Annotated in this window: 17 protein-coding genes; 12 read left to right on the forward strand and 5 right to left on the reverse strand. The window is 73.0% G+C overall.

Going from position 1 to position 25,210, the window contains the following annotated elements; translation table 11 throughout:
• The first annotated feature begins 13 nt into the window (after positions 1 to 13).
• On the forward strand, positions 14 to 1,882 hold the full coding sequence (locus RBL05_RS00825) for a transketolase (RefSeq protein WP_308740954.1): 1,869 nt from the start codon (positions 14 to 16) through the stop codon (positions 1,880 to 1,882).
• A gap of 30 nt (positions 1,883 to 1,912) precedes the next feature.
• On the opposite strand, the gene RBL05_RS00830 is transcribed toward RBL05_RS00825, so the two are convergent.
• Positions 1,913 to 3,370, reverse strand: coding sequence for a sugar porter family MFS transporter (locus RBL05_RS00830; protein ID WP_308740953.1), 1,458 nt, complete (start codon positions 3,368 to 3,370; stop codon positions 1,913 to 1,915).
• A 205-nt stretch (positions 3,371 to 3,575) separates the two neighbouring features.
• Entirely contained in the window at positions 3,576 to 5,381 is a 1,806-nt protein-coding gene (gene metG, locus RBL05_RS00835) for a methionine--tRNA ligase (protein ID WP_308740952.1), read from the reverse strand.
• Between the two features lie 218 nt (positions 5,382 to 5,599).
• On the opposite strand from metG, the gene RBL05_RS00840 reads away from it, so the two are divergent.
• From RBL05_RS00840 to RBL05_RS00850, 3 genes are all read left to right on the forward strand, one after another.
• On the forward strand, positions 5,600 to 6,013 hold the full coding sequence (locus RBL05_RS00840) for a hypothetical protein (protein WP_308740951.1): 414 nt from the start codon (positions 5,600 to 5,602) through the stop codon (positions 6,011 to 6,013).
• 24 nt (positions 6,014 to 6,037) lie between these two features.
• Positions 6,038 to 7,426 (forward strand): UTP--glucose-1-phosphate uridylyltransferase, encoded by a 1,389-nt coding sequence (locus RBL05_RS00845; RefSeq protein ID WP_308740950.1) that lies wholly within the window; start codon positions 6,038 to 6,040, stop codon positions 7,424 to 7,426.
• Between the two features lie 317 nt (positions 7,427 to 7,743).
• Positions 7,744 to 8,772, forward strand: coding sequence for a hypothetical protein (locus RBL05_RS00850; protein ID WP_318603950.1), 1,029 nt, complete (start codon positions 7,744 to 7,746; stop codon positions 8,770 to 8,772).
• Positions 8,773 to 9,014: 242 nt separating this feature from the next.
• Here RBL05_RS00850 and RBL05_RS00855 read toward each other — a convergent pair whose 3' ends face one another.
• Positions 9,015 to 12,467, reverse strand: a complete 3,453-nt coding sequence (locus tag RBL05_RS00855; protein ID WP_308741147.1) for a bifunctional proline dehydrogenase/L-glutamate gamma-semialdehyde dehydrogenase — start codon at positions 12,465 to 12,467, stop codon at positions 9,015 to 9,017.
• Positions 12,468 to 12,749: 282 nt separating this feature from the next.
• Between RBL05_RS00855 and RBL05_RS00860 the strand changes: the two genes are divergently transcribed.
• A complete protein-coding gene (locus tag RBL05_RS00860) occupies positions 12,750 to 13,154 on the forward strand; it encodes a hypothetical protein (RefSeq protein WP_263310122.1) in 405 nt (134 codons plus the stop codon).
• A 51-nt stretch (positions 13,155 to 13,205) separates the two neighbouring features.
• Here the strand turns inward: RBL05_RS00860 and RBL05_RS00865 are convergent, their stop codons facing one another.
• Positions 13,206 to 13,835 carry a thymidine kinase gene (locus RBL05_RS00865; RefSeq protein WP_308740948.1) on the reverse strand — a complete coding sequence of 210 codons (630 nt, stop codon included), beginning with the start codon at positions 13,833 to 13,835 and terminating at the stop codon, positions 13,206 to 13,208.
• A gap of 76 nt (positions 13,836 to 13,911) precedes the next feature.
• Complete coding sequence (gene eis / locus RBL05_RS00870) at positions 13,912 to 15,186, reverse strand: enhanced intracellular survival protein Eis (protein ID WP_308740947.1); 1,275 nt, start codon at positions 15,184 to 15,186, stop codon at positions 13,912 to 13,914.
• A 63-nt stretch (positions 15,187 to 15,249) separates the two neighbouring features.
• On the opposite strand from eis, the gene RBL05_RS00875 reads away from it, so the two are divergent.
• From RBL05_RS00875 to RBL05_RS00905, 7 genes are all read left to right on the forward strand, one after another.
• On the forward strand, positions 15,250 to 16,227 hold the full coding sequence (locus tag RBL05_RS00875) for a sugar phosphate isomerase/epimerase family protein (protein WP_308740946.1): 978 nt from the start codon (positions 15,250 to 15,252) through the stop codon (positions 16,225 to 16,227).
• Positions 16,228 to 16,342: 115 nt separating this feature from the next.
• Positions 16,343 to 17,374, forward strand: coding sequence for a 3-oxoacyl-ACP synthase III (locus RBL05_RS00880; protein WP_308740945.1), 1,032 nt, complete (start codon positions 16,343 to 16,345; stop codon positions 17,372 to 17,374).
• On the forward strand, positions 17,368 to 20,037 hold the full coding sequence (locus RBL05_RS00885) for an alpha/beta fold hydrolase (RefSeq protein ID WP_308740944.1): 2,670 nt from the start codon (positions 17,368 to 17,370) through the stop codon (positions 20,035 to 20,037). Before RBL05_RS00880 ends, RBL05_RS00885 begins: the two co-directional genes overlap by 7 nt.
• Positions 20,034 to 21,026, forward strand: a complete 993-nt coding sequence (locus RBL05_RS00890) for an NAD-dependent epimerase/dehydratase family protein (RefSeq protein ID WP_263310116.1) — start codon at positions 20,034 to 20,036, stop codon at positions 21,024 to 21,026. Before RBL05_RS00885 ends, RBL05_RS00890 begins: the two co-directional genes overlap by 4 nt.
• A 37-nt stretch (positions 21,027 to 21,063) precedes the next feature.
• Entirely contained in the window at positions 21,064 to 21,777 is a 714-nt protein-coding gene (locus RBL05_RS00895; protein ID WP_308740943.1) for a vitamin K epoxide reductase family protein, read from the forward strand.
• A 102-nt stretch (positions 21,778 to 21,879) separates the two neighbouring features.
• Complete coding sequence (locus RBL05_RS00900; RefSeq protein ID WP_308740942.1) at positions 21,880 to 22,767, forward strand: ComEA family DNA-binding protein; 888 nt, start codon at positions 21,880 to 21,882, stop codon at positions 22,765 to 22,767.
• A 28-nt stretch (positions 22,768 to 22,795) separates the two neighbouring features.
• Positions 22,796 to 25,162, forward strand: coding sequence for a ComEC/Rec2 family competence protein (locus tag RBL05_RS00905; protein ID WP_318603951.1), 2,367 nt, complete (start codon positions 22,796 to 22,798; stop codon positions 25,160 to 25,162).
• The last annotated feature ends 48 nt before the right edge of the window (positions 25,163 to 25,210 follow it).

Consider the following 25,210-nt stretch of genomic DNA (forward strand, 5'->3'; position numbering starts at 1 on the left):
GAAGGACTCTCCCATGACCACGACCATGCACGACGGACTCTCCCTCGAGCAGGTCCGAGAGCTCGCCGCCCAGCTGCGGGTCGACTCGATCCGCTCCTCGACCGCCGCCGGCTCGGGACATCCCACCTCCAGCCTGTCCGCCGCCGACCTGCTGGCCGTCCTCATGTCGCGCCACCTGCGCTACGACTGGGATGACCCTGAAGCCCCCGGCAACGACCATCTGATCTTCTCGAAGGGACACGCCTCGCCCCTGCTGTACTCGGTGTTCCGGGCGGCCGGCGTCGTGTCCGAGCAGGAGCTGCTGGAAGGCTACCGACGCTTCGGCGAGCGGTTCGAGGGGCACCCCACCCCTGTCCTGCCCTGGGTCGACGTTGCCACCGGCTCGCTCGGGCAGGGACTGCCCGACGGCGTCGGCATCGCTCTGGCTGGCGCGAAGCTCGAGCAGGCCCCGTACCGGGTCTGGGTGCTCGCCGGCGACAGCGAGCTCGCCGAGGGCTCGATGTGGGAGGCCCTCGCGACCGCCTCCCACTACGGCCTCACGAACCTGGTGACCCTCGTCGACGTGAACCGGCTCGGCCAGCGCGGCGAGACCGCGCTGGGATGGGACATGGACACCTACGCCGCCCGCGTCGAGGCATTCGGTGCGGAGGCGGTCGTCGTCGACGGACACGACCTCGAGGCGATCGACGCCGCCCTCGCCCGTGCCGACGATGACCTCGAGCGTCCGCTGGTGATCCTCGCCCGCACCGTCAAGGGCAAGGGGATCCCCGGGGTCGAGGACGAGGAGGACTGGCACGGCAAGCCGATGCCCGAGGACCGCGCCGAGGAGGCGATCGACGCGCTCGGCGGCGTCCGCTCGGTGCAGGCGCGCGGCCCCCGACCGCCCGAGGTCGAGCGCCCCGCCCCGTCGCGCGGGCCGGTCGAGCTGCCGACCTTCGAGGTGGGGGAGGAGCTCGCCACCCGCAAGGCCTACGGTCCCGCCCTGGTCGCACTCGCGGACGCCGACCCGCGGGTGGTCGCGCTCGACGGGGAGGTCTCGAACTCCACCGGCGTCGCCGACTTCGTCCAGGCGCATCCCGAGAGGTTCTTCGAGATGTTCATCGCCGAGCAGCAGATGGTCGCCGCCGCGACCGGCCTGGCCGCCCGCGGGTACATCGCCTACGCCTCGTCCTTCGCGGCTTTCCTCAGCCGCGCCGCGGACTTCATCCGCATGGCCCCCGTCTCCCGGGCCGACCTGCGACTGGTCGGCTCGCACGCCGGGGTGGAGATCGGCGCCGACGGCCCCTCCCAGATGGGCCTGGAGGACCTCGCCATGATGGCGGCGACGCAGGGCTCCACGGTGCTGTACCCGAGCGACGCGACCTCGACCGCCGCCCTGGTCGCGGCGATGGCGGACCTGCACGGCGTCAGCTACCTGCGGACCACCCGCGGCGGGTACCCGGTGCTCTACGGCCCCGAGGAGGAGTTCCCCGTCGGCGGGTCCAAGACCCTGCGCCGCAGCGCGCACGACGCGGTCACCCTCATCGGCGCCGGCGTGACGCTGCACGAGGCGCTCGGCGCGGCCGAGGCGCTGGCCGAGGAGGGCGTGCAGGCTCGCGTGATCGACGCGTACTCGGTCAAGCCGATCGATGCCGAGGGCATCCGCGCGGCCGTCGCCGAGACCGGAGGGCGCGTGGTGGTGGCCGAGGACCACCATCCCGAGGGCGGGCTGGGCGCGGCGGTGCTCGCGGCGCTGGCCGCCGAGCCGCTCGCCGATCTGCACCTCGAGCACCTCGCGGTCGACGGGGTGCCGGGCTCCGGCACCACCGCCGAGCTGCTGGACTGGGCCGGCATCGACGCTGCGCACATCGCGCGCGCGGCGCGGGCGGTGCTGGAGGGCTGAGCCTCCTGCGCGGGGGCGGCGGGACTGTGCTCAGCCGTCGGCGGCGACGTCGTCGGCCGACCCCCGCCGTCCCAGGCGCAGCTGGTCCATGTCCTCCAGCTCGCGGCCCTTCGTCTCGGGCACCCAGCGCGCCACGAACAGCAGGCTCAGCAGTGCGAAGGTCGCGTACAGGCCGTAGGCGAAGCTCAGGCCGATCTCCGACAGGGTCGGGAAGGTCGCCGAGACTGCCAAGTTCGCGGCCCACTGGGCCGCGGCTGCGACCGCGAGGGCGGAGGCGCGGATGCGGTTGGGGAAGATCTCGCCCAGCAGCACCCAGACCAGCGGGCCCCAGGTGACGCCGAAGAACATCACGAAAACGTTGGCACTGATCAGCGCCACGGTCGACCACGGGTCGGGCAGCGTGACCGACTCCGCGCCGGCCGCCGTCTCCCCGAAGGAGAACGCCAGTGCCATCAGTCCCAGCGACACGGTCATGCCCGCCGAGCCGACGAGCAGCATCACGCGCCGGCCCACCCGGTCCACCAGCAGGATCGCGATGATCGTGGCGACGATGTTCATCACCGAGGTGATGGTGGAGGTCAGCAACGCCTGCGACTCGTCGAAGCCGACCGACTGCCACAGGGTGGTGGAGTAGTAGAAGATCACGTTGATGCCCACGAGCTGCTGGAACAGCGACAGCGCGATCCCGAGCCAAACGATCGGCAGCAGCCAGAAGCGGCCCCCGAGCAGGTCCCGCAGGCTCTCCTTCTGCTCCCGCTCCAGAGAGCGGCGGATCTGCTCGATCTTGAGGTTCACGTCGAGCTCGCCGGTGAAATCGTAGAGCACCTTCGAGGCCTTGTCCCGTTCGCCCTTGCCGATGAGGTAGCGCGGGGACTCGGGCAGGAACAGGGCCATCACGCCGTAGACGGTGGCGGGCACGGCCTCGATCATGAACATCCAGCGCCAGGCGGCGACCCCGAACCAGTAGGACTCCGCGGCGCCGCCCGCGGTGTTCGCGATCACCGCATTCGACAGCAGCGCCACGAAGATGCCCAGCACGATCGCGAGCTGCTGCAGCGAGCCGAGGCGGCCGCGATACCTCGCCGGCGCGACCTCGGCGATGTAGGCCGGGGCGATGACGCTCGCGGCGCCGACGCCGAGACCGCCCGCGACGCGCCACACGATCAGGTCCCACACCCCGACGGCGAGTCCCGATCCGATCGCGGAGACGAAGAACAGGATCGCCGCGATGACCATCACCGGGATGCGGCCGAAGCGGTTGGCGAGAGAGCCCGCGAACCAGGCGCCCACGGCGCAGCCGAGCAGCGCGGAGGAGACGGCGAAGCCGGTCAGGCCCGCCCCGAGCGAGAACTCCGCGGAGAGGGCTCCGACGGCGCCGTTGATCACCGAGGTGTCGAAGCCGAAGAGGAAGCCGCCGACGGCCGCGGCGATGCTGATCCCGACCACCTTCGGGTTGAGGGTCTTCGCGGGTGCGCTCATGGGGACCATCTCCTCGGCTCGGCGTCAGACGCGTCGTCCACGTGCCGGTCACCGTACACCTCCGGGGGCGGAGAGGACTGCCCCTCAGCCGCTGCGGCGGACCTGCTCCGCGTAGTCGTCGAGGATCGCCAGCAGGCCCTGTAGTAACACTTTCCTCCGAAAGTGTTACTACAGGGCGGTCGTGGTCAGGGTTCCCGCTCCGCAGCCGGAGGGATCAGGCCTCGTCGGCGGCCTCCGCCTCGAGCTTCTCGAGCTCCTGCTCGGCCACGGCCGGGTCGAGCTTGACGAAGATCGGGGTCGGCTTCACAACGGTCTGCCCCACGGTCACCGGGCGATGCTCCCAGGCCGGCACGGCCGTGTAGTCGCCGGTGATGATCGGGTAGCCCGGGCCGCCGTCGAGGTCCTCGACCTCGTCGATGCGGGGAATCGGGGCGATCTCCCGGTCCCCGCCGAGCGCCTTCTCCACGGCGTTGGCCGAGTGGGGGAGGAAGGGGGCGAGCATCGTGTTGAGATCGGTGACCGCCTGGGCGAGCACGTGCAGCACGGTGAGCAGGCGCGGACGCTGCTCCTCGGCCTTCATCTTGAACGGCTCGGTGCGGGAGACGTAGGCGTTCGCCTCGCCCACCAGGCGCATGACCTCCGCGATCGCGGCGCGCTGGCGGTGGCTCTCGATGAGCTTCCCGACGGTCGTGAAGCCCGTGCGGATCTGGTCGAGCAGAGCAGTGTCGATGTCCTCGAGCTCGCCCGCGGCCGGGATCTCCCCGACGTTCTTCGCGATCATCGCGGCAGTGCGGTTGACGAGGTTGCCCCAGCCGGCGACCAGCTCGTTGTTGGTGCGGGAGACGAAGTCGACCCAGGTGAAGTCCGCATCGTGGTTCTCGGGGCCCGCGGCGGAGATGAAGTAGCGCAGCGCATCGGGCTGGTAGCGCTCGAGCACGTCGCGCACGTAGATCACGATCCCCTTGGAGGAGGAGAACTTCTTGCCCTCCATCGTGAGGAACTCGGAGGAGACGACCTCGGTGGGCAGGGTCAGCTCGCCGAAGCGGCCGGGCTGCCCGCCCTTGTCGCCCTCGCCGTTCTGGGCGATCATCTCCGCCGGCCAGATCTGCGAGTGGAAGACGATGTTGTCCTTGCCCATGAAGTAGTAGGCGAGGGTGCCCGGATCGTTCCACCAGCGGCGCCATGCCTCGGGGTCCCCGGAGCGGCGCGCCCACTCGATCGAGGCGGAGAGATAGCCGATCACCGCGTCGAACCAGACGTACAGGCGCTTGTTCGGCTGGTCCTCCCAGCCCGGGACCGGGATGCCCCAGTCGATGTCGCGGGTCATCGCACGGGGCTTGATGTCCTCGAGGATGTTCTGGCTGAACCGGATCACGTTCGGGCGCCACAGCCCGGTCGCCTCCCGCTCGTCGAGCCAGCGGCCGAGCTCCGCGGCGAGCGCCGGCAGGTCGAGGAACCAGTGCGAGGTCTCGATGAACTCCGGGGTCTCGCCGTTGATGCGGGAGACCGGGTCGATGAGGTCCGTCGGGTCCAGCTGGTTGCCGCAGTTGTCGCACTGGTCGCCGCGCGCGCCGCCTGCGCCGCAGATCGGGCAGGTGCCCTCGATGTAGCGGTCGGGGAGGGTGCGGCCGGTCGACGGGGAGATCGCGCCCGAGGTGGTCTGCTCGATCATGTAGCCGTTGTCCCGCACGGCGACGAACATGTCCTGCACCACCTGGTAGTGGTTGCGGGTCGTGGTCCGGGTGAACAGGTCGTAGGAGAGGCCGAGAGCGACCAGGTCCTCGACGATGAGCCGGTTGTTGCGGTCGGCGAGCTCGCGGGCGGAGATGCCCTCCTTGTCGGCCTCGACGAGGATCGGCGTGCCGTGCTCGTCGGTGCCGGAGACCATGAGCACGTCGTGGCCCGCCATCCGCATGTAGCGCGAGAAGACGTCGGAGGGGACGCCGAAGCCGGCGACGTGGCCGATGTGGCGGGGACCGTTGGCGTACGGCCAGGCGACCGCGGACAGGACTGTGCTCATGGGATCCGATTCTAGGGGAGGCGGGGCGCGGCGCGTTCCGTCCCCGATGCGCGGTGCAGCACCGCGTGCCACCCGGAGGCCCGGAGCACCCTCGACATCACCGGGCGCGTCGAGCTGGTGCCGGTCAGCGACGACGGCGTCGGCTGCGAGGAGAGGAGGACTCACTCCTGATCGCGCTGCCCGTCGGTAGCACCCCGCTGGACGGTTTCGCCGTGGGCATGGGAGATCATGCCTTCACCACGGCCGGCGGCGTCGAGTACGCCTTGGCCGTGCCCGGATCGGACATCGTCTGTTCGATCGTGCCCGCCGAGGGAGAGGACCGCGGTCACGCCGGACGCCACGGCATCTTCGAGGCGGGGGCCGAGGCCGAGGGGCCGGGAGGCATGGAACTGGCGAACACCGTCCAGATCGACGAGAGCGGGGCCGGTTTCGCGGCCTTCGGCGACCCGCGCTACCACCCGCTCGGGCCCGACGGCGACTTCGCCGACGAGGTGCCGGAGCTCCCCATCGGATCGGTGCTCTCGGCCTGCGGCGTCGTCTGCCAGAGCCTCGAGGCGGGTGCGGTCACGTGCCCCGCGGGCGAGGACGCCTCGATGCGCGTCTCCGCCACGGAGCACGAGTTCAAGCCCTGACCCCTCCACCGATACGCTGTGACCATGAGCAACGAAGGACTCGCCGCAGCGCAGCAGAAGATGAAGGACGCCGGGGTCGCGCAGACCGCGATCGACGTCTTCTCCCACTACTACGGGCAGCTCGAGGAGGGGGTGACCGGCACGATCCCCGAGGACACGATCGAGCCGTACCTGGACCCCACCCACCTCGACGACGTGAAGATCGACGTGGCCGAGGCGAAGAAGGTCTTCGACAAGCTCGCGATCATCAACCTCAACGGCGGCCTCGGCACCTCCATGGGGCTGGACCGGGCGAAGTCGCTTCTCCCCGTGCGGGACGGGAAGAGCTTCCTGGACCTCATTGTCGAGCAGGTACTCGCCGCCCGCCGCGGCACGAACTCGCGCCTGCCGCTGATCTTCATGAACTCCTTCCGCACCCGCGAGGACACCCTCGAGGTGCTCTCGAAGTACCCCGACCTGCCCGTCGGCGACCTGCCGCTGGACTTCCTGCAGAACAAGGAGCCCAAGCTCCGCACCGACGACCTCACGCCCGTCGAGTGGGAGGCGGACCCCGACCTCGAGTGGTGCCCGCCCGGCCACGGCGACATCTACACCGCCCTGCAGACCTCGGGCCTGCTCCAGCAGCTGCTCGACGCCGGCTTCAAGTACGCCTCCGTCTCGAACTCCGACAACCTCGGCACCGTGCCGAGCCCGGTGCTCGCCGCCTGGTTCGCCTCCACCGGCGCGCCGTATGCCGCCGAGCTGTGCCGCCGCACCCCCGCGGACCGCAAGGGCGGCCACCTCGCCCTCCGCAAGTCCGACGGGCGGCTCATCCTGCGCGACACCGCGCAGACCCCGGCGGAGGAGATGGACTACTTCACCGACGAGCACCGCCACCCGTTCTTCCACACCAACAACCTGTGGTGGGACCTCGAGCAGCTCGACGCGATCCTCAAGGAGCGCGACGGCGTCATGGGGCTGCCGCTGATCCGCAACGAGAAGACCGTGGACCCCTCCGACAAGTCTTCCACGCCCGTCTACCAGATCGAGTCCGCGATGGGCGCCGCGATCGAGGTGTTCGACGGCGCGACCGCGATCGTCGTGGGCCGCGACCGGTTCCTGCCCGTGAAGGCCACCAGCGACCTGCTCCTGATCCGCTCCGACGCCTACGCTCTCGACGAGCGGAACGCCCTGGTCCAGCAGGTTCAGAGCGTGCCGTCGGTGTCCCTGGAGTCCGGCTCCTACAAGCTGATCCAGGACTTCGAGCTCCGCTTCCCGCAGGGCGTGCCCTCGCTCAAGGAGGCCACGAGCCTGGACGTGCAGGGCGACTGGACCTTCGGGGCCGACGTCGCCGTGGTGGGCGAAGCCGTGCTCGGCGAGGAGGGCGGCGAGGTGCCCGAGGGCGCCCGCCTCGGCACCCCCGCCGCCGGCTGACCCCGGCCGGAGCCGGGGCCGTCGGCTCCGGGCCGGCTCGCACCGAACCAGCCGCCTCGTCGGCCCCGACCGGGCCGGCGCCCGTCCGCTGGCACGTCGAGTGGCAGGTTTCGACCGGTATCACTGAGCGATACCGGTTGAAGCCTGCCACTCGATCTGTGTACAGGGACGCACAGGGTGGGGCACGACCCTCAGCGTCGGAGTTCCGGAGCACCGCCGGGCCGGCGTGGTGGGGAGGAGACGTCTCCGTCGAGCCGTGAGCAGGCCGTTGTGGATGCCTGGGACGGTTCGGTGCGACGACCTCCGATGCTGTCGGGATGTCCCGCGCTCCGAGCCCCCTGCCCGAGACACTGCGGTACGCCGTCTTCTCCACCACCGAGGCGCTGGGGGCCGGGGTGGACCCGACGCGCCTGACACGCAGCGACCTCCGGCCGCTGGTCCGAGGTCTCTGGGCGAGAGCAGACCGGACCGTCACCGAACGCGAGATCGTCGCCGCCCTGTGCAGGGTCGATCCGACGGCCTTCGCGGCAGGACTCACCGCGGCGCGACTGTGGGGGATGCCCCTGCCCGGCGTCTTCTCGATGCCGGTGACCGAACCTTCCAGGCAGGTTCACGTGGTCGTGGGCTCGGAGATCCTTCCTCCGCGAGGCGGTGCCGTCGACAGACGGGTCCACATGGCTACACCCGGTAGGCGCCGGCAGGGCACCCGGCTTGTGCGCTGGAGTCGTATGGAGGCAGAGGCGGTGGGGCTCCTCGAGGCGCGGAACGGTCCGGCTGTCCGCCTCGTGTCCCGGGTCGGGACCTTCCTCAGCCTGGGCTCTGTCCTCGACGTTGGTGCGTTGGTGGCGATAGGTGACCACCTGGTCCGGAGCCCGCGTCAGGAGTACGAGGGACGGTCCCGGCCGTACGCCACGATCCCCGAGCTCGTCGCTGCGGCAGACGGCCATCGTGGTCGCGGTGCTCGCCGGGTACGTGAGGCGATCGCGCAGGTGAGGATGTCCAGCGACTCCCCGCCGGAGACCGCGCTGCGTCTTGCGATGGTCGCCGCCGGGCTGCCGGAGCCGCTCGCGAATGCACCGGCACGTCAGGAGCTCGCAGGAGGGGAGGTCGTCGAGCTCGGAGAGCCGGATCTCCACTGGCCGCGGTGGAAGCTCGTGCTCGAGCACGAAGGCCCGTCCCATCTGGACCGTCGGCAGCAGGACCGTGACATCGACCGAGGGGATCGTCGGCGTGATGCGGGGTGGGTGGAACTGCGTACGACGGCGAAGGATCTCCGAGCCGGCTGCGCTCCGGCGGTGGCGAAGGTGCGTCGCGAATTGGTGCGGGGCGGGTGGCGGCCGGGCTGAGCGCGGCTCGCTGCTGGGTGGAGAGCGGCGCGCCGCGGGGCTGAGCCGGGCGTCCAGCCGCTCCTCGGCGGAAAGGTGGGTGTGGAGGCCCGCCGACGAGATCGAGTGGCAGGTTTCCACCGGTATCGCTCAGTGATACCGATCGAAACCTGCCACTCGATGTGCCGGCGTCCGGGCGGCGGCGGCCGGGCCGGCGGGGACAGGCCGGCCGACGGGGTCAGGCCGGCCCCGCCCCCGGGCGGTCAGCGGGGGCCGGTGGCCCAGCCCTTGCCGCCGGTGAGGTCCAGGGGGTGGGGCAGCGGGTTCCCGTAGCGGTGGTTCGTCGCGCTGATCGCCTGCTCCTGCAGGAAGGTCAGCAGCTCGACGCGACCCGAGGCGAGCACGGGGCCGGTGAACAGGGCGACCTCCACGCGCTGGGCGTTGGCGGCCCGCAGCGCGTCGTCGACCTCTCCGATCACGCGCACGCGGCGCTGGGCGAGCCGGCCGAGACGGGCGGCGAAGGTCGCCGCGTCCTCGTGGACGACCGAGGCAGGCGTGTCCCCGGCCCGCGCGGTCGGGAGCAGCGCCTCGTCGGCGACCGAGACCTCGACCTCGGCGCCGGCGGTGCGGGCGGCATGCAGCACCCGCTCGAGCTCCGCCGTCGTCGTCCCGTCGGCCGCGCGGACCATGACCGGCAGCGGCAGGTGGCGCAGCAGGTTGATCTCGCCGTGGACCTCCTGCTCGTCGCGCGCGGCGAACAGCCCCTCGATCTCCGCGCGGTCGGAGTCGCGCGCCGCCTCGAGCCAGGCCTGCGGCTGCTCGGTGCGGGAGGGGACGGAAGCGGAGTCGGCGAGGTCCTGCAGGTGCAGCAGGTAGTGCGGGCCGCCCGCCTTCGCGGTCTGCCCGATCGCGGAGCGCTTCCAGCCGCCGAAGGGCTGTCGCTGCACGATCGCGCCGGTGATGCCCCGGTTGACGTAGAGGTTCCCCGCCTCGACGTGCTCGGTCCACCAGGCGATCTCGGAGGGCTCGAGGGAGTGCAGCCCCGCGGTGAGCCCGTAGTCGGTGCCGTTCTGCATCCGCACGGCGTCCTCGAGGGTGTCGGCGTGCATGATGCCGAGGACCGGCCCGAAGTACTCGGTGCGGTGGAAGGCGGAGCCCTCGCGCACGCCGATCCGCACGCCCGGCGTCCACAGCCGTCCCTCCTCGTCGAGCCGGCGCGGCTCGGCGAGCCAGGTCTCGCCCTCCCCGAGCTCTGTGAGGCCCGCGGCGAGCTTCTCGCCGGGCGGCTCGATGATCGGCCCCATCCGCACCGTCGGGTCGACGGGTTCGCCGACCTCGAGGGACAGCACCGCGTCGGCGAGCTGCGCGTTGAAGCGGCGGGAGCGGGAGACGGAGCCGACGGTGATCACGAGGCTCGCCGCGGAGCACTTCTGCCCGGCATGGCCGAAGGCCGACAGCGCCACGTCCCGGGCGGCGAGGTCGAGATCCGCCTGCGGGGTCACGATGATCGCGTTCTTGCCGCTGGTCTCGGCGAGGATCCGCAAAGCGGGGCGCCAGGACGCGAACAGGGCGGCGGTGTCGTAGGCGCCGGTGAGGATCAGCTGGTCGAGGCCGGGATGGGCGATGAGGGAGCGGCCCATCTCGTCCTCGGGCACGTCCACGAGCGTGAACACGCCCTCCGGCACCCCGGCCTCGTGGAAGAGACGGCCCAGCAGCGCCCCGCAGCGTCGTGCCTGCGGGGCCGGCTTCATGATCACGGCGCTGCCGGTCACCAGCGCGGCGAGAGCCCCGCCGGTCGGGATCGCGACGGGGAAGTTCCACGGCGGGGTGACCAGGGTCAGAGCGCGCGCGGCGAGGTCGAGGTCGCCCCGCGCGGCGAGGCGCTCGGCCTGCTCGGCGTAGTAGAGCGCGAAGTCGATCGCCTCGCTGACCTCGGGATCGCCCTGCTCGAAGGTCTTCCCGGTCTCGGAGGCCATCACCTCCAGCAGCTCGGCGCGGTGCGCGGCCAGGGTGCCGGCGACTCGGCGGAGCACCAGAGCGCGCTTCTCGACCGGCATCGCGGCCCAGGCCGGCTGCGCCGCGAGCGCCGCCTGCACCGTCGCCTCGACCTCGTCCGTCGTGGTCAGACGCGCGGCACGGGCCTCCTCGACGCCGAGCTCCGAGCCGCGGATGCGATGGGTGATGCCGGCGGCCCACTCCTGGTTCCCGGCCGTGGACAGATCGGTGTCCGGGGTGCCGTGGAAGGCGCCGGGCACCGCCGGCAGCGCGAGGCTGCCCAGCTCGAGACGCGTTCCGGTCTCCGCCGCACGGTCCTGGACCCGGTGCGTGTCCGGGGCGTCCTCGCTCCGGGCGAGGTCGAGGGCGCGGGCGAACCGGTCCTGCTCGCGGGCGAACAGCTCCTCGGAGGAGTCGAGGTCGAAGGCTGCGGAGAGGAAGTTCTCCGAGGAGGCGTTCTCCTCCAGACGACGCACCAGGTAGGAGACGGCCACGTCGAAATGACGCGGGTGGACGATCGGGACGTACAGGCGCATCGTCCCGGTCGCCTCCCGCACCACGGCCTGCTGCCCCGGGGCCATGCCCGCGAGCATCTCGAACTCGACGCCGTGCCCGGGACCGGTGGGGATCCCGCGCTCGGCCATGAGCAGGTGGGCGAAGGCGACGTCGAAGAGGTTGTGCCCGGCGACGCCGAGGTGCACGGCCTCGAGCCTGCCCGGGTCCATCGCCTCGAGCAGCATCCGCTTGTACTGCGCGTCGGTCTCCAGCTTCGAGGGCAGCGGGGCCTGCGGCCAGCCGTGGACCGAGGCGTCGACCTTCTCCATCGCGAGGTTCGCTCCCTTGACCAGCCGCACCTTGACCGGCGCGCCACCGTCCGCGACCCGGCGCTCGGCGAAGCGGCGCACCCGCGCCATCGCCCGCGGCGCATCGGGGAGATAGGCCTGCAGCACGATCCCGGCGTGCAGCTGGGCGAGCTCGGGACGGTCCAGGAGCGTCTCGAACACCTCCAGGGTCAGCTCGAGATCCCGGTACTCCTCCATGTCGAGGTTCAGGAAGGTGGGGAAGTCGGCGCGTGCGGCGTCGAGATAGATCGGCAGCAGCGTCTCGACCACGTGGTCGACGGTCTCGGCCGCTCCCCACAGCGGCAGGTGCTCCACGATCGAGGACACCTTGATCGAGACGTAGTCGACGTCGGGGCGGGAGACGATCTCGTGCACGCCCGCGAGGCGCCGTGCCGCCTCCTGTGCGCCGAGCACGGCCTCGCCGAGCAGGTTGATGTTCAGCGTCGTCCCGTCGGCCGTGAGCCGGGAGAGGGAGGCGGTCAGCGGTCCGGGCCGGGCATCGAGGATCAGATGGGAGACCATCCTGCGCATGGCGGCGCGGGCGGTGGGCACCACGACCGAGGGCGCCAGTCGCGAGGCGGCACCGCCGAGGCCGACGACGCGGCGCAGCGGGGCGGGGAGGAAGGCCGGCGGGTCCTGGGCGAGGCGACGCAGCTCGACCGCCGCGGCGCGGGGGTCCTCGGGGCGGATCACCCGGTCCACGAAGGCGAGCGTGAAGTCGAGCCCCTTCGGATCGCGCAGCAGGTCGGAGAGGAGTCCGGCGGCGGCCGGGACCTCGCGTCCGGCGGCGTCCTGCACCCAGGTGCGCACCTGGGCGGCGACGTCCTCGGCGGTGAAGGCGGTCGTGCGCAGGGCGTCGCGGTCGGAGGGCTGGGGCACGGGGGACAACGCGGGTCTTCTCCTCGATCACGGATCTCGCCGGACCCTCGGGGGCGTCGGCGCGGGCACCATCGCCCGTCACCCCGATCGTAGGTCCTCGGCGGGCCCGCGGCGGGCCCGAGCGGCGCGCAGGCGTGGAGATCCTGTGACCGGATCGGGACGGTTCCGGGACGACTCCGCGCGGACCGTCCGGTCAGGATCCGCTCCGAGCGCCACGGCGACTGTGACACGATGCGGGAGCACACCGCACCACACACCACCCGGACGCCACTGGAGGCATCGATGAAGAAGTTCATTTTCCTGGCCGGTCTCGGCATCGGCTTCGTGATCGGGTCCCGTGCGGGCCGCGGCCCCTACGAGTCCCTCGAGCGCACTGCCCGCCAGGTCGCCGACGATCCCGAGGTCCAGCGCCGCGCGACGCAGGCCAAGGACACCGCGACCCGCGTCGCGCAGGACACCGCCGGGACCGTCAAGGACAAGGCCCCCGAGGTCGCCTCCGCCGCCCAGGGAGCGGTGGTCGGCGCGGCCGGCGCCGCGAAGGAGCGCCTCTCGAACAGCTCCGATGCGACCCTCGACGAGGACGCGGCGAAGGTCGCGGACGCCTCCGCCGACACGGACCTTGCCGACGGCAGCGCGGCCGCCGGCGGCGACGCCGAGGTGGGCGAGGACAAGCCCCTCAGCTCCTGAGCAGGCCCCGGGTCCGACGGGCCCGCCCCGACGCGCAGCGGCGCGCCGGCCTCACCCCAGCACGGTGACGCCGGCGCGCCGCTGCTCGTCCATGAAGCAGTTCCCGCACAGCGACATGTAGGTGACGGCGTCGACCATCGCCCCTCCGGCCTCCTCGTCGATCGCGACCTGGTCGCCCTCGAACACGAACCGCTCGCCGACGCGCCGGCAGTTGAACTCGGCCTGCGCGCCGCAGCGGCACATCGTCGGCAGCTTCTCGACGTTGTCCGCGAGTTCGAACAGCCGCTGCGCCCCGGGGAAGGTCGTGGTGCGGAAGTCGGTGCGCAGCCCGTAGCAGATCACCGAGATCGCGTCCTGCTTCGCGATGCGGAAGAGCTGGTCGATCTGCAGCGGCTCGAGGAACTGGGACTCGTCCACGAGCACGCAGTGCAGCGGCCGCAGGCCCCGCTCGTCGGCGGCCCGGGAGACCCGCTCCCGCAGGTCCTCGCCCGGATGGGCGAGCACGTCCACGCGCCGGCTCGCCCCGCCGCGGGCCACCACCCAGTCCTCGCCCTTGGTGTCCAGGGCCGGCTTGACCGTCAGGGTCGCCAGCCCTCGTTCGTCGTAGTTGTAGGCGGTCTTGATCAGGGTGTCGGACTTCCCGGAGTTCATCGCTCCGTACTTGAAGTGCAGCTTGGCCATGGGTGGGGTGCTCCGGGGTCGCGGTGGGTCGGGGGAGTGGGCGCAGGGACGGGCGCGGAGGGGCGGGGGCGCGGGCTCAGAACGCGTCGAGCACGCTCGGCCGGGGGCCGGCCAGCAGCGCGTCGAGCAGCGCCTCGGCGGGCGCGTCGGCCTCGGCGCGCAGTCCCAGCCGACGGGCATCGGCGAGGGAGCGGCCGCCGACGAGCAGCAGCGAGGCCGCGTGGACGTCGAGCAGGACCCCTCCCGCGGTCGCCTCGCCCGAGGGGGCGGGAGACGGCCCGGTCGACGACTGCGCCGAGGTCGTTCCGCTCCCCGGGACCGGGACGGCGCGGACGCGCCCGTCGGCCACGTGGACGTCGAAGAGCCCCGCGGCACGGCAGGTGCCTGCGGGGACCGTGTCGTCCGCGACCTCGAGCCGCAGCGTGCCGGAGAGCCCGGTCGGTGCCGGCCGTGCCTCGAGCAGGGCCGCGGTGTCGACCACGCGCATCATCACCAGCGGCACCGTCCCGCCGGCGGGACGGGCGCCGCCTCCGGGCAGCACGTCCAGCACGGGATCCTCCGTCCGCACGCGCAGCCGCACCGACTCGGTCACCGTCGACCAGGAGCCGATCAGGCGCAGCAGGGCGCGGAGGTCCTCGCGGTCCCGCCCCAGCACCTCGTGCACCTCGAGACCGGGACCCTCGCCCCTGCGCCGGGTCCAGGAGGCGTAGCCGCGATCCAGGCCGTCCGCGCCGACGAGCAGCACGGCGTCCCAGCCACGACCGGGGAGCCCGTCCGGGAACAGCGGCCCCTGGCGACGCAGCATGGCGGTGTCCCCGGCCGTGAGCTCCTCGTACAGGGCGCGCACGCGCGGCATGCTCGCAGCGGTGACCGGGACGGTGCGCCGGCCGGGCACGGGCCGCAGTCGCTGCAGGTCCACCAGCGGCACCTCCAGCGTCTCGACGCGCGCGATCACCTGATAGCCGTGGCGGCGGTAGATCTCGGGGTTCGAGGGATAGAGCATCGAGATCGGCAGCGATTCCTCGTCGCAGCGGGCGAGCACCGCAGCGAGCAGCTCGGCGAACAGCCCGTCGCCGCGATGCGCGGGATGGACCGCGAGCCCGGCGACGCCGCCGCAGCGCACCCGGCCGCCGCCGAGGGAGATCTCGTCGTGCCGGATCCGCGCGGCCGCGGCGAGCACCCCCTCGGCTCCTCCCGGCAGCGCCGCCGAGTCGATGCCGACCGCGGTCTGACCCGGGGAGAGGGGACCGGAGGCGGCGGGATCGTCGGGATCGACGGACCCGCCGAAGGCGCTGGAGGTGAGCAGCCTGTAGGCAAGGGCGTCCGTCGGGGTGAGTTCTCGGACCGGCATGCGGACGAGTCTAGGGGCGCGCGACGGTGCATACTTGCCTCGCGAGACAGCCCAGGAGGTGCCGTGAGTCCACGCCGAGACAGCGAGTCGGAGAACCCGTCCACGAACGGGGGCCGCAAGCCGTTCACCCGCCCCAACAGCGCGCAGCGCGGGGCGCGCGAGGCGCTGTCCCGTCGTCTCTCCGCCGGGGATCCGCGCAGCGAGCAGTCGCCGCGCCGCCGCATCCCCGTGGGCCTGTCCACCTCCTCCGTGTTCCGCTCGGGGGTGGAGGAGGCGTTCCGTCTCGCCGCCGAGATCGGCTACGACGGCATGGAAGTGATGGTCTCCTATCCGCGCGACAGCCAGGACCCGGACCTGCTGGCTGAGTACTCCCGCCGCTACGGCCTGCCGATCCTCTCCCTCCACGCCCCGACGCTGTTCTTCCTGCAGGGGCTGTGGGGTCGCGACGCCTGGGTGAAGATCGAGCGCACGATCGAGATCGCGAAGGCGCTGGACGTCCCGACGATCGTCGCCCATCCGCCGTTCCGGTGGCAGGGGAAGTACGCGCGCGGCTTCGTCGAGGGCGTCGCCCGCCTCGAGGACGAGCACGGCATCGCGATCGCGGTCGAGAACATGTACCCCTGGCGGCTCGGGGTGCGCGAGGTGCTGAACTACCTCCCCGACCACGACCCGACCGACGAGGACTACGCCCATGTCACGGTCGACCTCTCCCACGCCGCGACCGCCGGGGACGACGCACTGGAGATGATCGAGCGGCTCGACGACAGGCTCACCCACCTCCACCTCGCCGACGGGTCCGGCAACACCACCAAGGACGAGCACCTGCCGCCCGGCGAGGGCAACCAGCCCTGTGCAGAGGTGCTGCGGCGCCTCGCCAACCGCGGCTGGGAGGGCTCGGTGCTGCTGGAGGTCACCACCAGCCGCGACCCCGTCGCGCGCGAGCGCACGCTGCGTCAGTCCCTCGCCTTCGCTCGCCACCACCTCGGCCACCACCTCGGCCACCACCTCGAGGACGGGGACGTGGGATCCGCCACCCCCTGAGGGACTCCCCAGGCTCCGGTGGGAGGATGGCGGAGGCATGTGCCGGGCTCCGCGCGGCCGCCATGCATCGACGACAAGCACACGAACTGATCGAACGACGAGGTAGCGCAGGCAGATGGGGAACGACAACACAGGGATCGTCCACTCGAACACGAGCCTGCTGGCGGTCGAGGGGACTCTGCCGCAGGTGACGGTGACCTCGGACGAGATCGACGAGATGCTGGCCCCGGCCCGCAAGCGGCTGCGCCTGCCCAAGGGCGTGCTGCAGCGCGTCGCGGGCGTCTACGAGCGCAAGTGGTGGCGCGACCGCGAGAACGGCTGGAAGCAGGGCGTCGTGCTCGCCGCCGAGCGCGCGATGGCCAAGGCCGGGATCATGCGCGACCAGGTGGGGCTGCTCATCAACGCCTCCGTCTCCCGCCGTCACCTCGAGCCCGCGGTCTCCACCGGCATCCATCACTCGCTCGGCCTGCCGGCGGCCTGCATGAACTTCGACATCACCAACGCCTGCCTCGGCTTCGTCAACGCGATGACCATGGCCGCCGGCATGATCGACTCCGGCCAGGTGAAGTATGCGCTGATCGTCGGCGCGGAGGACGTCGAGGACGTCCAGCGCGGCACGATCGAGCGCCTGAACACCAAGGGCTCGACCCGCGCCGATTTCAACAACCAGTTCGCCTCGCTCACCCTCGGCTCCGGCGCCGCGGCCGCCGTGCTGGGCCCGGCCGACGAGCACCCCGAGGGGCACCGGCTGAAGGTCACCCAGGCGCGCTCGGGCACCGAGCACCACGAGCTGTGCGTGGCGAACATGGAGGACATGCGCACCGACTCCAACGGCCTGCTCGAGAACGGCATCAACCTGATCGTGGACACCTGGAAGGCTGCGAACGATTCCGGTCTCGACTTCAAGGGCGTCGACTACGTCATCCCGCACCAGGTCTCGATGGTCTACACCCGCAACTTCTCGAAGATCACCGGGGTGGGGATGGAGCGCATCCCCGTCACCTTCCCGGACTGGGGGAACATCGCCGCGGAGGCGGTGCCGATGACCCTCGCGCACATCCAGGACGACATCGAACGCGGCCAGCGGGTGCTGCTGATGGGCGTCGGCTCCGGACTGAACACGGCGATGATGGAGGTCCAGTGGTGAAGAGCACCCCCGGGATACCCGACGTGCCGGGCCTGGACCCGGTGCTGCACCGCACCGAGCAGGTGCGCGACCACACCGGCGAGCTGCGCCAGTGGCACCTGCTGGACTCCGGCCCCTGGCTCGCCGAGCGCGGCATCACCCCGCGCGGCACCCTGCTGGCCGTCCACGGCAACCCCACCTGGTCCTTCCTGTTCCGCTCCCTGGTGCGCGCGGACATCCCCTGGCGCCTCGTCGCCGTGGACCAGCTCGAGATGGGCTACTCCGAGCGCACCGGCGTGACCCGCCGCTACCAGGACCGCATCACCGACCTCTCCCTGCTGACCGATGCGCTGTCCCTGCACGGGCCGGTCGTCACCGTCGGCCACGACTGGGGCGGGCTGATCTCGACCGGCTGGGCGCTGGACAACCGCCACGACGTGGTCGGCATGATCCTCACCAACACCGGCGTGCACCAGCGGATCGAGGAGGCGCTGCCGAAGGCGCTGCAGCTCGCGACCACCCCCGGCTTCCGCACCGCCTCGACCTCGCTGACCGACGCCTTCCTGCGCACCACCCTGTCGCTGTCGAAGCCGTCGCTGCCGAAGGACGTCCAGGACGCGTACCACGCGCCCTACCGCTCCCGCGCCCGCCGCCGCGGCATCGACCAGTTCGTGGCCGACATCCCCGCCGCCGCGGACCACCCCTCCCGCGCCACCCTCGACCGGGTCGCCGAAGCTCTCACCCACCTCCAGGTCCCCACGCTCTTCGCCTGGGGCCCGCGCGACATCACCTTCTCGGACCGCTTCCTGCGCGACCTGATCCAGCGCGTCCCGCATGCGGACGTGCACCGCTTCGAGGGTGCCTCCCACCTGGTGTGGGAGGACGCCGACGTCGCCGGGCTCGTCGCCCAGTGGCTCGAGGCGAGCTTCGACACCGCCGGCACGCCCCGCACCGAGGCCCTGGCCCGGCGCCCCGTCTCCTCCTACGCCGCCGAGCAGGTGCCGGCCGCCCCGATCGGCGCGCCGATCGCGCGCCTGGCCGCGGATCCGGTGCACGCCCATCGGCCGGCCGTGGTCGAGCTCGGCGCCGAGGAGGACGGCGGCACGCGGGAGATCTCCTGGTCGCTGCTGCACCGCCGCGTCGAGGACATCGCCGCGGGCCTGCTCGGCCACGGTGTCCGCCCCGGCGACCGGGTCAGCCTGCTGATCACCCCCGGCGCCGACCTCACCGGCGTGCTCTACGCCTGTTTCCGGATCGGTGCGGTGGCCGTGGTCGCCGACGCGGGCCTCGGCACCCAGGGCCTGACCCGCGCCGTGATCGGCTCCCACATCGACTGGCTGATCGGCATCCCGAAGGCCCTCGTCGGCGCGCGCGCGATGGGCTGGCCCGGCCGACGGATCAGCGTCGAGCAGCTGCCCACCGTGGACCGCGCCGCGCTCGGCGTGGAGACGTCGATCGCGGAGCTCGCCCGCTCCGGCGCGCTCCAGCGCGAGCTCGGCGCCCCGCTGGACGTGGCCCACCCGGATCCCGACGCCGACGCGGCGGTGCTGTTCACCTCCGGCTCGACCGGCCCCGCCAAGGGCGCGGTCATGACGCATCGCCAGCTCAGCGCCATGTTCGCCGCCGTCGGCGACACCCTCGACCTCGCCCCCGAGCGAGGCCTGGTCGCCGGTTTCGCGACCTTCGCGCTGCTGGGCCCCGCCCTCGGCGCGCCGACCGTGGTGCCGGACATGGACATCACCCGTCCCGGCGAGCTCACCGCTCCGGCGCTGGCCGCCGCGATCGGCGCGCTCGGCCGCCCCGCCGTGTTCACCGCCCCCGCCGCGCTGCGGAACATCCTGGACACCGCGGGAGAGCTCGACGAGGCCGGTCGCGCTGCGATGGCCGGCGCCGCGAGCTTCTTCTCCGCCGGCGCCCCGATCCCCGCGCACCTGCTGCAGGGGCTGGCGGAGATCATGCCGGAGGCGAAGGCGCTGACCCCCTACGGCATGACCGAGTGCCTGGCCGTCGCTGCGATCGACCTCGAAGGCATCGAAGCGGCCGGCCCCGGCTCCGGCGTCTGCGTCGGCACCCCCGTGCCCCGGGTCGAGATCGCGATCGCGGTGATGGACGACGAGGGCCGCACCACCGGCGAGATCACGGAGGAGGCCGGCGTGACCGGCGAGATCCTCGTGCGCGCCCCGCACGTGCGCGACCGCTACCTCATGCTCTGGGGCACCACGCACACCTCCATGCGCTTCGAGGGCTGGCACGCCACCGGCGACGTCGGCCACCTCGATACGGCCGGACGGCTGTGGGTCGAGGGCCGTGCCGCGCACGTCCTGGCCACGGCCGACGGGCTGTTCACCCCCGTCCAAGTCGAGGACGCCGCCGAGGCGGTGCCGACCGTGCGCCGCGCCGGCGCCGCCGTCGTCGGTCCCCGCGGCACCCAGCAGGTCGTCGTGATCCTCGAGACCGAGGACGGCCACCGGCCCGGGAAGGCAGCGCGCCCGAAGCCCGCCGCCCCCTCCCTCTCCGAGGCCGTGCGCCGTGCCGTGCGCGAGCGCGCCGGCGTCGAGGTCGTCGCCGTGTTCGAGACCCGGGCGCTGCCCACCGACATCCGCCACAACTCGAAGATCGACCGTGCCGCGCTGTCGCGCTGGTCCGAGCAGACCCTGCGGGGCGAGCGGGCGGAGGCTCTGTGAGCGCCCCGACCGTCCTGGTCACCGGCGCCTCCGGCATGCTCGGCGGTGCCGTCGCGACCGCCCTGCGCGACCGCGGCGCCACGGTCCGCGCCTTCCAGCGCCGTCCCGCCGGGATCGACGGCGTCGAGGACGTCTGCGGCTCCCTCACCGAGGCCGACGACGTGCGCCGCGCCGTGCAGGGCGCGGACGCGGTCGTCCATCTCGCCGCGAAGGTGTCGATCTCCGGCCCCGAGAGCGAGTACCGGGCGATCAACATCGGCGGCACGGAGAACGTGCTCGACGCGCTGCGCGCGAACGGCGGCGGCACTCTCGTGAACGTCTCCACCCCGTCGGCCGCGCACCTGGGACGCGCGATCGTGGGCCTTGACGCGACCCCCGCCGATCCGGAGCGGGCCCGCGGCCCCTACGCCCGCACCAAGGCGGCCGCCGAGCTGCTCGCGATGGACGCCGACGGGAACGACGGGATCTCCGTGACCTCGATCCGTCCCCACATCGTGTGGGGGCCGGGGGACACCCAGCTCGTCGGGCGGATCGTCGACCGCGCCGCGAACGGCCGCCTGCCGCTGCTGGACGAGGGCATGGCCCTGATCGACACCACCTACGTCACCAACGCCGCCGACGCGATCGTCGCCGCGCACGACCGGATCGCGGACGTGCACGGGCAGAGCTTCGTGATCTCCAACGGCGAGCCGCGGACCGTCCGCGACGTCTTCGCCGGCTGGTGCGAGGCCGCGGGCGTGCCCGCCCCGACCCTGCGCGTCCCCGGCAGCGTGGCCCGCCTCGCCGGACGGCTCATCGAGCGGGTGTGGGAGAAGCGCCCGGGCCACGACGAGCCGCCGATGACCGAGTTCCTCGCCGAGCAGATGTCCACCGCGCACTGGTTCGACCAGCGCCGCACGCGCGAGATGCTGCAGTGGACGCCGCGCGTGAGCATGGACGAGGGCAACGCCCGCCTCGCGCAGTGGTTCCGCGCGCATCCCGTCGTCTGAATCCTCCAGCCCGTCACATCGCACGGAAGCCGAGCCCATGAGCGAGAAGAACACCGACCCATCCGCCACCGGGGCGGCCTCCACGCCGGAGCATGCCCCGGCCGACGACGCCGCGCTGCGCGCCGAGATCGACGCCGAGCTCGCGGCCGAACGGGCCTCCCGCCCAAGGGCGAGCAGCCGCCTGGCCGGCCTGGTGCTGCTGCTGGGCGGGATCATCGGCTGGATCGCCTCCCTCGAGCTGCAGGTCGGCAAGGAGTTCCTGCTCGCGAACCCCGGGGCGAGCCTCGGCTGCGATGTGAATCCCTTCATCTCCTGCGGCAGCGTGATGATGACCTGGCAGTCCTCGGCCCTGGGCATCCCGAACATGGCGATCGGGCTCGCCGGGTTCGCGATCATGGCGGCGGCCGGTGCGCTGATGGTCTCCGGCACGCAGCTGCCCACCTGGTTCCGCTGGGCACGGCTCGGCGGGATGACCTTCGCCTTTGGCTACATCCACTTCCTTGCGATCTCCGCGATCTTCGTGATCCGTGCGCTGTGCCCCTGGTGCATGGTGATCTGGACCGTCACCGCGCCGATGTTCTTCGCGACCCTGGCCCGCACGATCGAGCACGGCGATCTGAAGCTGCCCGCCCCGCTCGCAGGACTGCTGCGCCGCTGGGGGCTGCTGACCGTGCTGTGGTACCTGCTGGTCATCGTCGTGATCGCCGCCGCGTTCTGGCGGCAGTGGCTGGTCGTGCTCGGCCTCGACTGATCCCGGGCCGGGGGACCTGACCGTTCCTCCACAGCGCCCCGCCGTCCCCAGGGCGGCAGCGGGCTCGGACGGCGTCTGCCTCGCGCGCCTAGGTTCGCGGGCATGGGAGCACCACCTGGGACCGAGGAGCGCGGCACCGCGGCGCGGCATCGCCGCACCGGGCAGCCGCTGATCCGCCGACGCGACCACACCGCCGAGCGGCCTCGACGCCGCCTGCCCTTCCCCGCCCCGCCGGCTTCCGCGCTGATCGGCATCGCGGTGCTGGTGCTGATCGGCGCCGGGGTCATCCACCTCTCCGGCACCGGCTCGGCGATCCCGCAGGAGGAACCTGCCGGGGTGGCGGTCGCGGAGGGCGAGGCGGCCGGCCCGGAGGGCGGTGCCGACGGCGAGGGATCGGACGGGGCCGAGGGCGCCGACGATGACGGTGACCTCGAGGGAGGCGACGGGACGACCGGGGACCGAGCCGAGTCCTCGGGGGACCCCGCCGCCACCGCCTCCCCCGCCCCGACCGAGCTCGTCGTCCACGTCTCCGGCGCCGTCGCCTCTCCCGGCGTGGTCCGCCTCCCGCCCGGCGCCCGGGTCGACGACGCGCTGCGCGCCGCCGGCGGCGCGACCGGTGAGGCGGAGCTCGCCTCCGTGAACCTCGCCCGCCCCGTCGTCGACGGCGAGCAGATCCACGTGCCCGTCCCAGGGGAGGAGCCGCCGGCCGTCGCCGCCCCGGCGCCCGCCGCGGACGCTCCGCCCGCGGGCGACGCCGGTGCCGGAGACGGGACGGCGGGCGGCGGGGGAGAGGTCGGCGGCCTGATCGACCTGAACACCGCGAGCGTCGCCGAGCTCGACGAGCTGCCCGGCGTCGGCCCCGCGATCGCGCAGCGCATCGTGGACCACCGCGAGCAGAACGGGCCCTTCGAGAGCGTCGATCAGCTCGAGGAGGTCTCCGGGATCGGCCCCGCCACACTCGAGAAGATGCGCGACAGGGCGACGGTTTGAGCACGCCTCCCCGGAGCGAGGAGCGGACATGACCCGCGCGGATCTGCGCCTGCTGCCCGGCGCGACCTGCGTCTGGGCGCTCGCGGTGCTCGGAGTGACCGCCGGCGGCGCCGCCGCGATCGCCGCCGGGGCCGTGCTGGTCTCCCTCGCCCTGACCGCCCTGACCCTGCTCGGGCCCGCACGCGGCGCGCGCACCATCCTCGCCCACCTCGCACTGGTGCTCCTCGCCGGGCTGCTCCTGGTCCCGGCGCTGCACCGCCACGACGGCACCGCCGACGTGCTCGGCGAGGCCGCCGCCGACGGGCTCGTCGTCGAGCTCATCGTGATCGCGGGAAGCGACCCCGCACCGCCGAGCGGCGGCCCGGAATGGTCCCGCACCGGTCTGCAGATGATGGCCCGCACCGAGCCGGGCCCGGCACGGATCGGACGGACGCAGGAGCAGCTCACCGCCGCCGTGCCCGTGCTCGTGCGCGCCGACGGCGAGGCTGCGGAGGGACTCGCCCGGATCCGCGACGGGGAGCCCGTCCATGCGCGGGGGCGGGTCTCGGGCGTTGCCTCGCTGCTGGTCCTGCGCGCCACGGAGGTCGGTCCCGCGCAGGAGGCGTCGGGCGGTATCGGGCCGGGCCAGGAGGCCCGGCACCGCCTGCGGCAGATCGCCCGCGACGCCACTGCTCATCTCCCGCCCGACGAGGCCGCGCTCGTGCGCGGCATGACCACGGGGGACACCAGCGGCATGGGGGAGCAGACCGAGGAGGTCATGCGCCGCGCCGGGATCTCGCATCTGGTGGCCGTCAGCGGAGCGAACATCGCCCTCGTCCTCGCCGCCGTGCTCGGTCCGCTGCTGCTGGCCGGGGTGCGCCGCCGTCCCCGCCTGCTGATCGCCGCCGCCGTGGTCGCGGGCTACGTGTGGCTGGTCGGCGACGAGCCGAGCGTGCAGCGCGCCGCGACCATGGCCGCACCACTGCTCGCCGCACGGTTCGCCGGCGTGCGCGCCTCCCCGGTCGCGGCGCTCGCCCTCACCGTCGCGCTGTGGTCCGTGCTCGACCCCGTCACCGCCGCCTCGATCGGCTTCCTGCTCTCCGCCCTCGCGACCGCGGCGATCCTGCTCGCGGCACCGCCGCTCGCCCGCGCGCTCGAGCAGATGAGCGGCGGACGGATCGGCCGGACGGCTGCGCTCGTGCTCGCCGTGCCGCTCGTCGCCCAGGCCGCCTGCACGCCTGTGCTGATCCTGCTGACTCCCGAGGTCTCCGCCTGGGCCGTGCCCGTGAACATGCTCGTCGGCCCGCTCGTCGGCCCCTCGACCGTGTTGGGCCTCGTCGCGCTCGTGCTCGGAGTGCTCTGGCCCGGCGGGGCCGCGGTGCTGTACGGGATCGCCGCAGGAGGGGCCCATCTGGTGCTCCTGATCGCCCGCACCGCCGACGCCCTGCCCGGATCCCGCATCGCCGTGCCCGACGGGATCACCGGCGTGCTCGGCGCGATCGCCGTGCTCCTGATCGCCGGCCTCGCCGTCGCGGGGAGGCGCCGTCCCGCCGTCCGCTGGGCCACCGCGGTGGCGCTCGTCATCGCGCTCGCCCCCGGCATCGGTCGGATGCTGCCGGTGCGCAGCACCCCCGGCTGGAGCCTCGCGCTGTGCGCGGTCGGACAGGGCGACGCGCTGCTGCTGCGCCCCGCCGACGCCGCCCGGGACGGCCCGACGGTCCTGGTGGACACCGGCCCCGACCCCGCAGCGCTGGACGCCTGCCTCGACCTGCTCCAGGTGCCGGATATCGACCTGCTGGTCCTCACCCACCCGCACGCCGACCACACCGGCGGGAGGGACGCCCTGACCGGGGCGCGCACCCCGGCGGCGCAGTGGGTCTGCCCGCTGCCGACCGCCGCGGCCGACGTCGTCCCGGGAGCGCCCGTCGAGGTCGCGACCGCCGGCACCGGCTTCGAGCAGGACGGCCTCGCCCTGACGGTGCTGTGGCCGGACTCGGCCGAGGCCGCCGAACGGGCCAGCGCCGCCGAGCAGGGATCCGGGGAGGGGGACGCCGCGAACGACTGCTCGATCGCGCTCGAGGTGCGCTGGGCCGACGGGACGCGCCTGGTCACCCTCGGCGACCTCGAACCCGCCGCGCAGGAGCTGCTCGCCGCGACCGAGCCGGGCCCGGCGGACATCGTCAAGGTCGCCCACCACGGCTCCCGCTTCCAGCACGCCCCGCTCTACGAGCAGCTCGACCCCGACCTGGCACTGGTCCCGGCAGGGCAGGAGAACACCTTCGGACATCCCACCGACGAGCTGCTGGACCTCGTCCGCGGCACCGGCGCCCAGGTGCTGCGCACCGACGTCCACGGCACCGTCGTGCTCCCCACGGGCGAGGACGCCGCACCGCGGAGCGTCGGGCCCGCGCGGTAGCGGCCCCGGGGCGTCGGCCCGGACCGCTAGGATCGTGCAGTCCCCCTG

The sequence above is a fragment of the Brachybacterium sp. GU-2 genome, from assembly GCF_030866705.2.
Classification (GTDB): Bacteria; Actinomycetota; Actinomycetes; order Actinomycetales; family Dermabacteraceae; genus Brachybacterium; species Brachybacterium conglomeratum.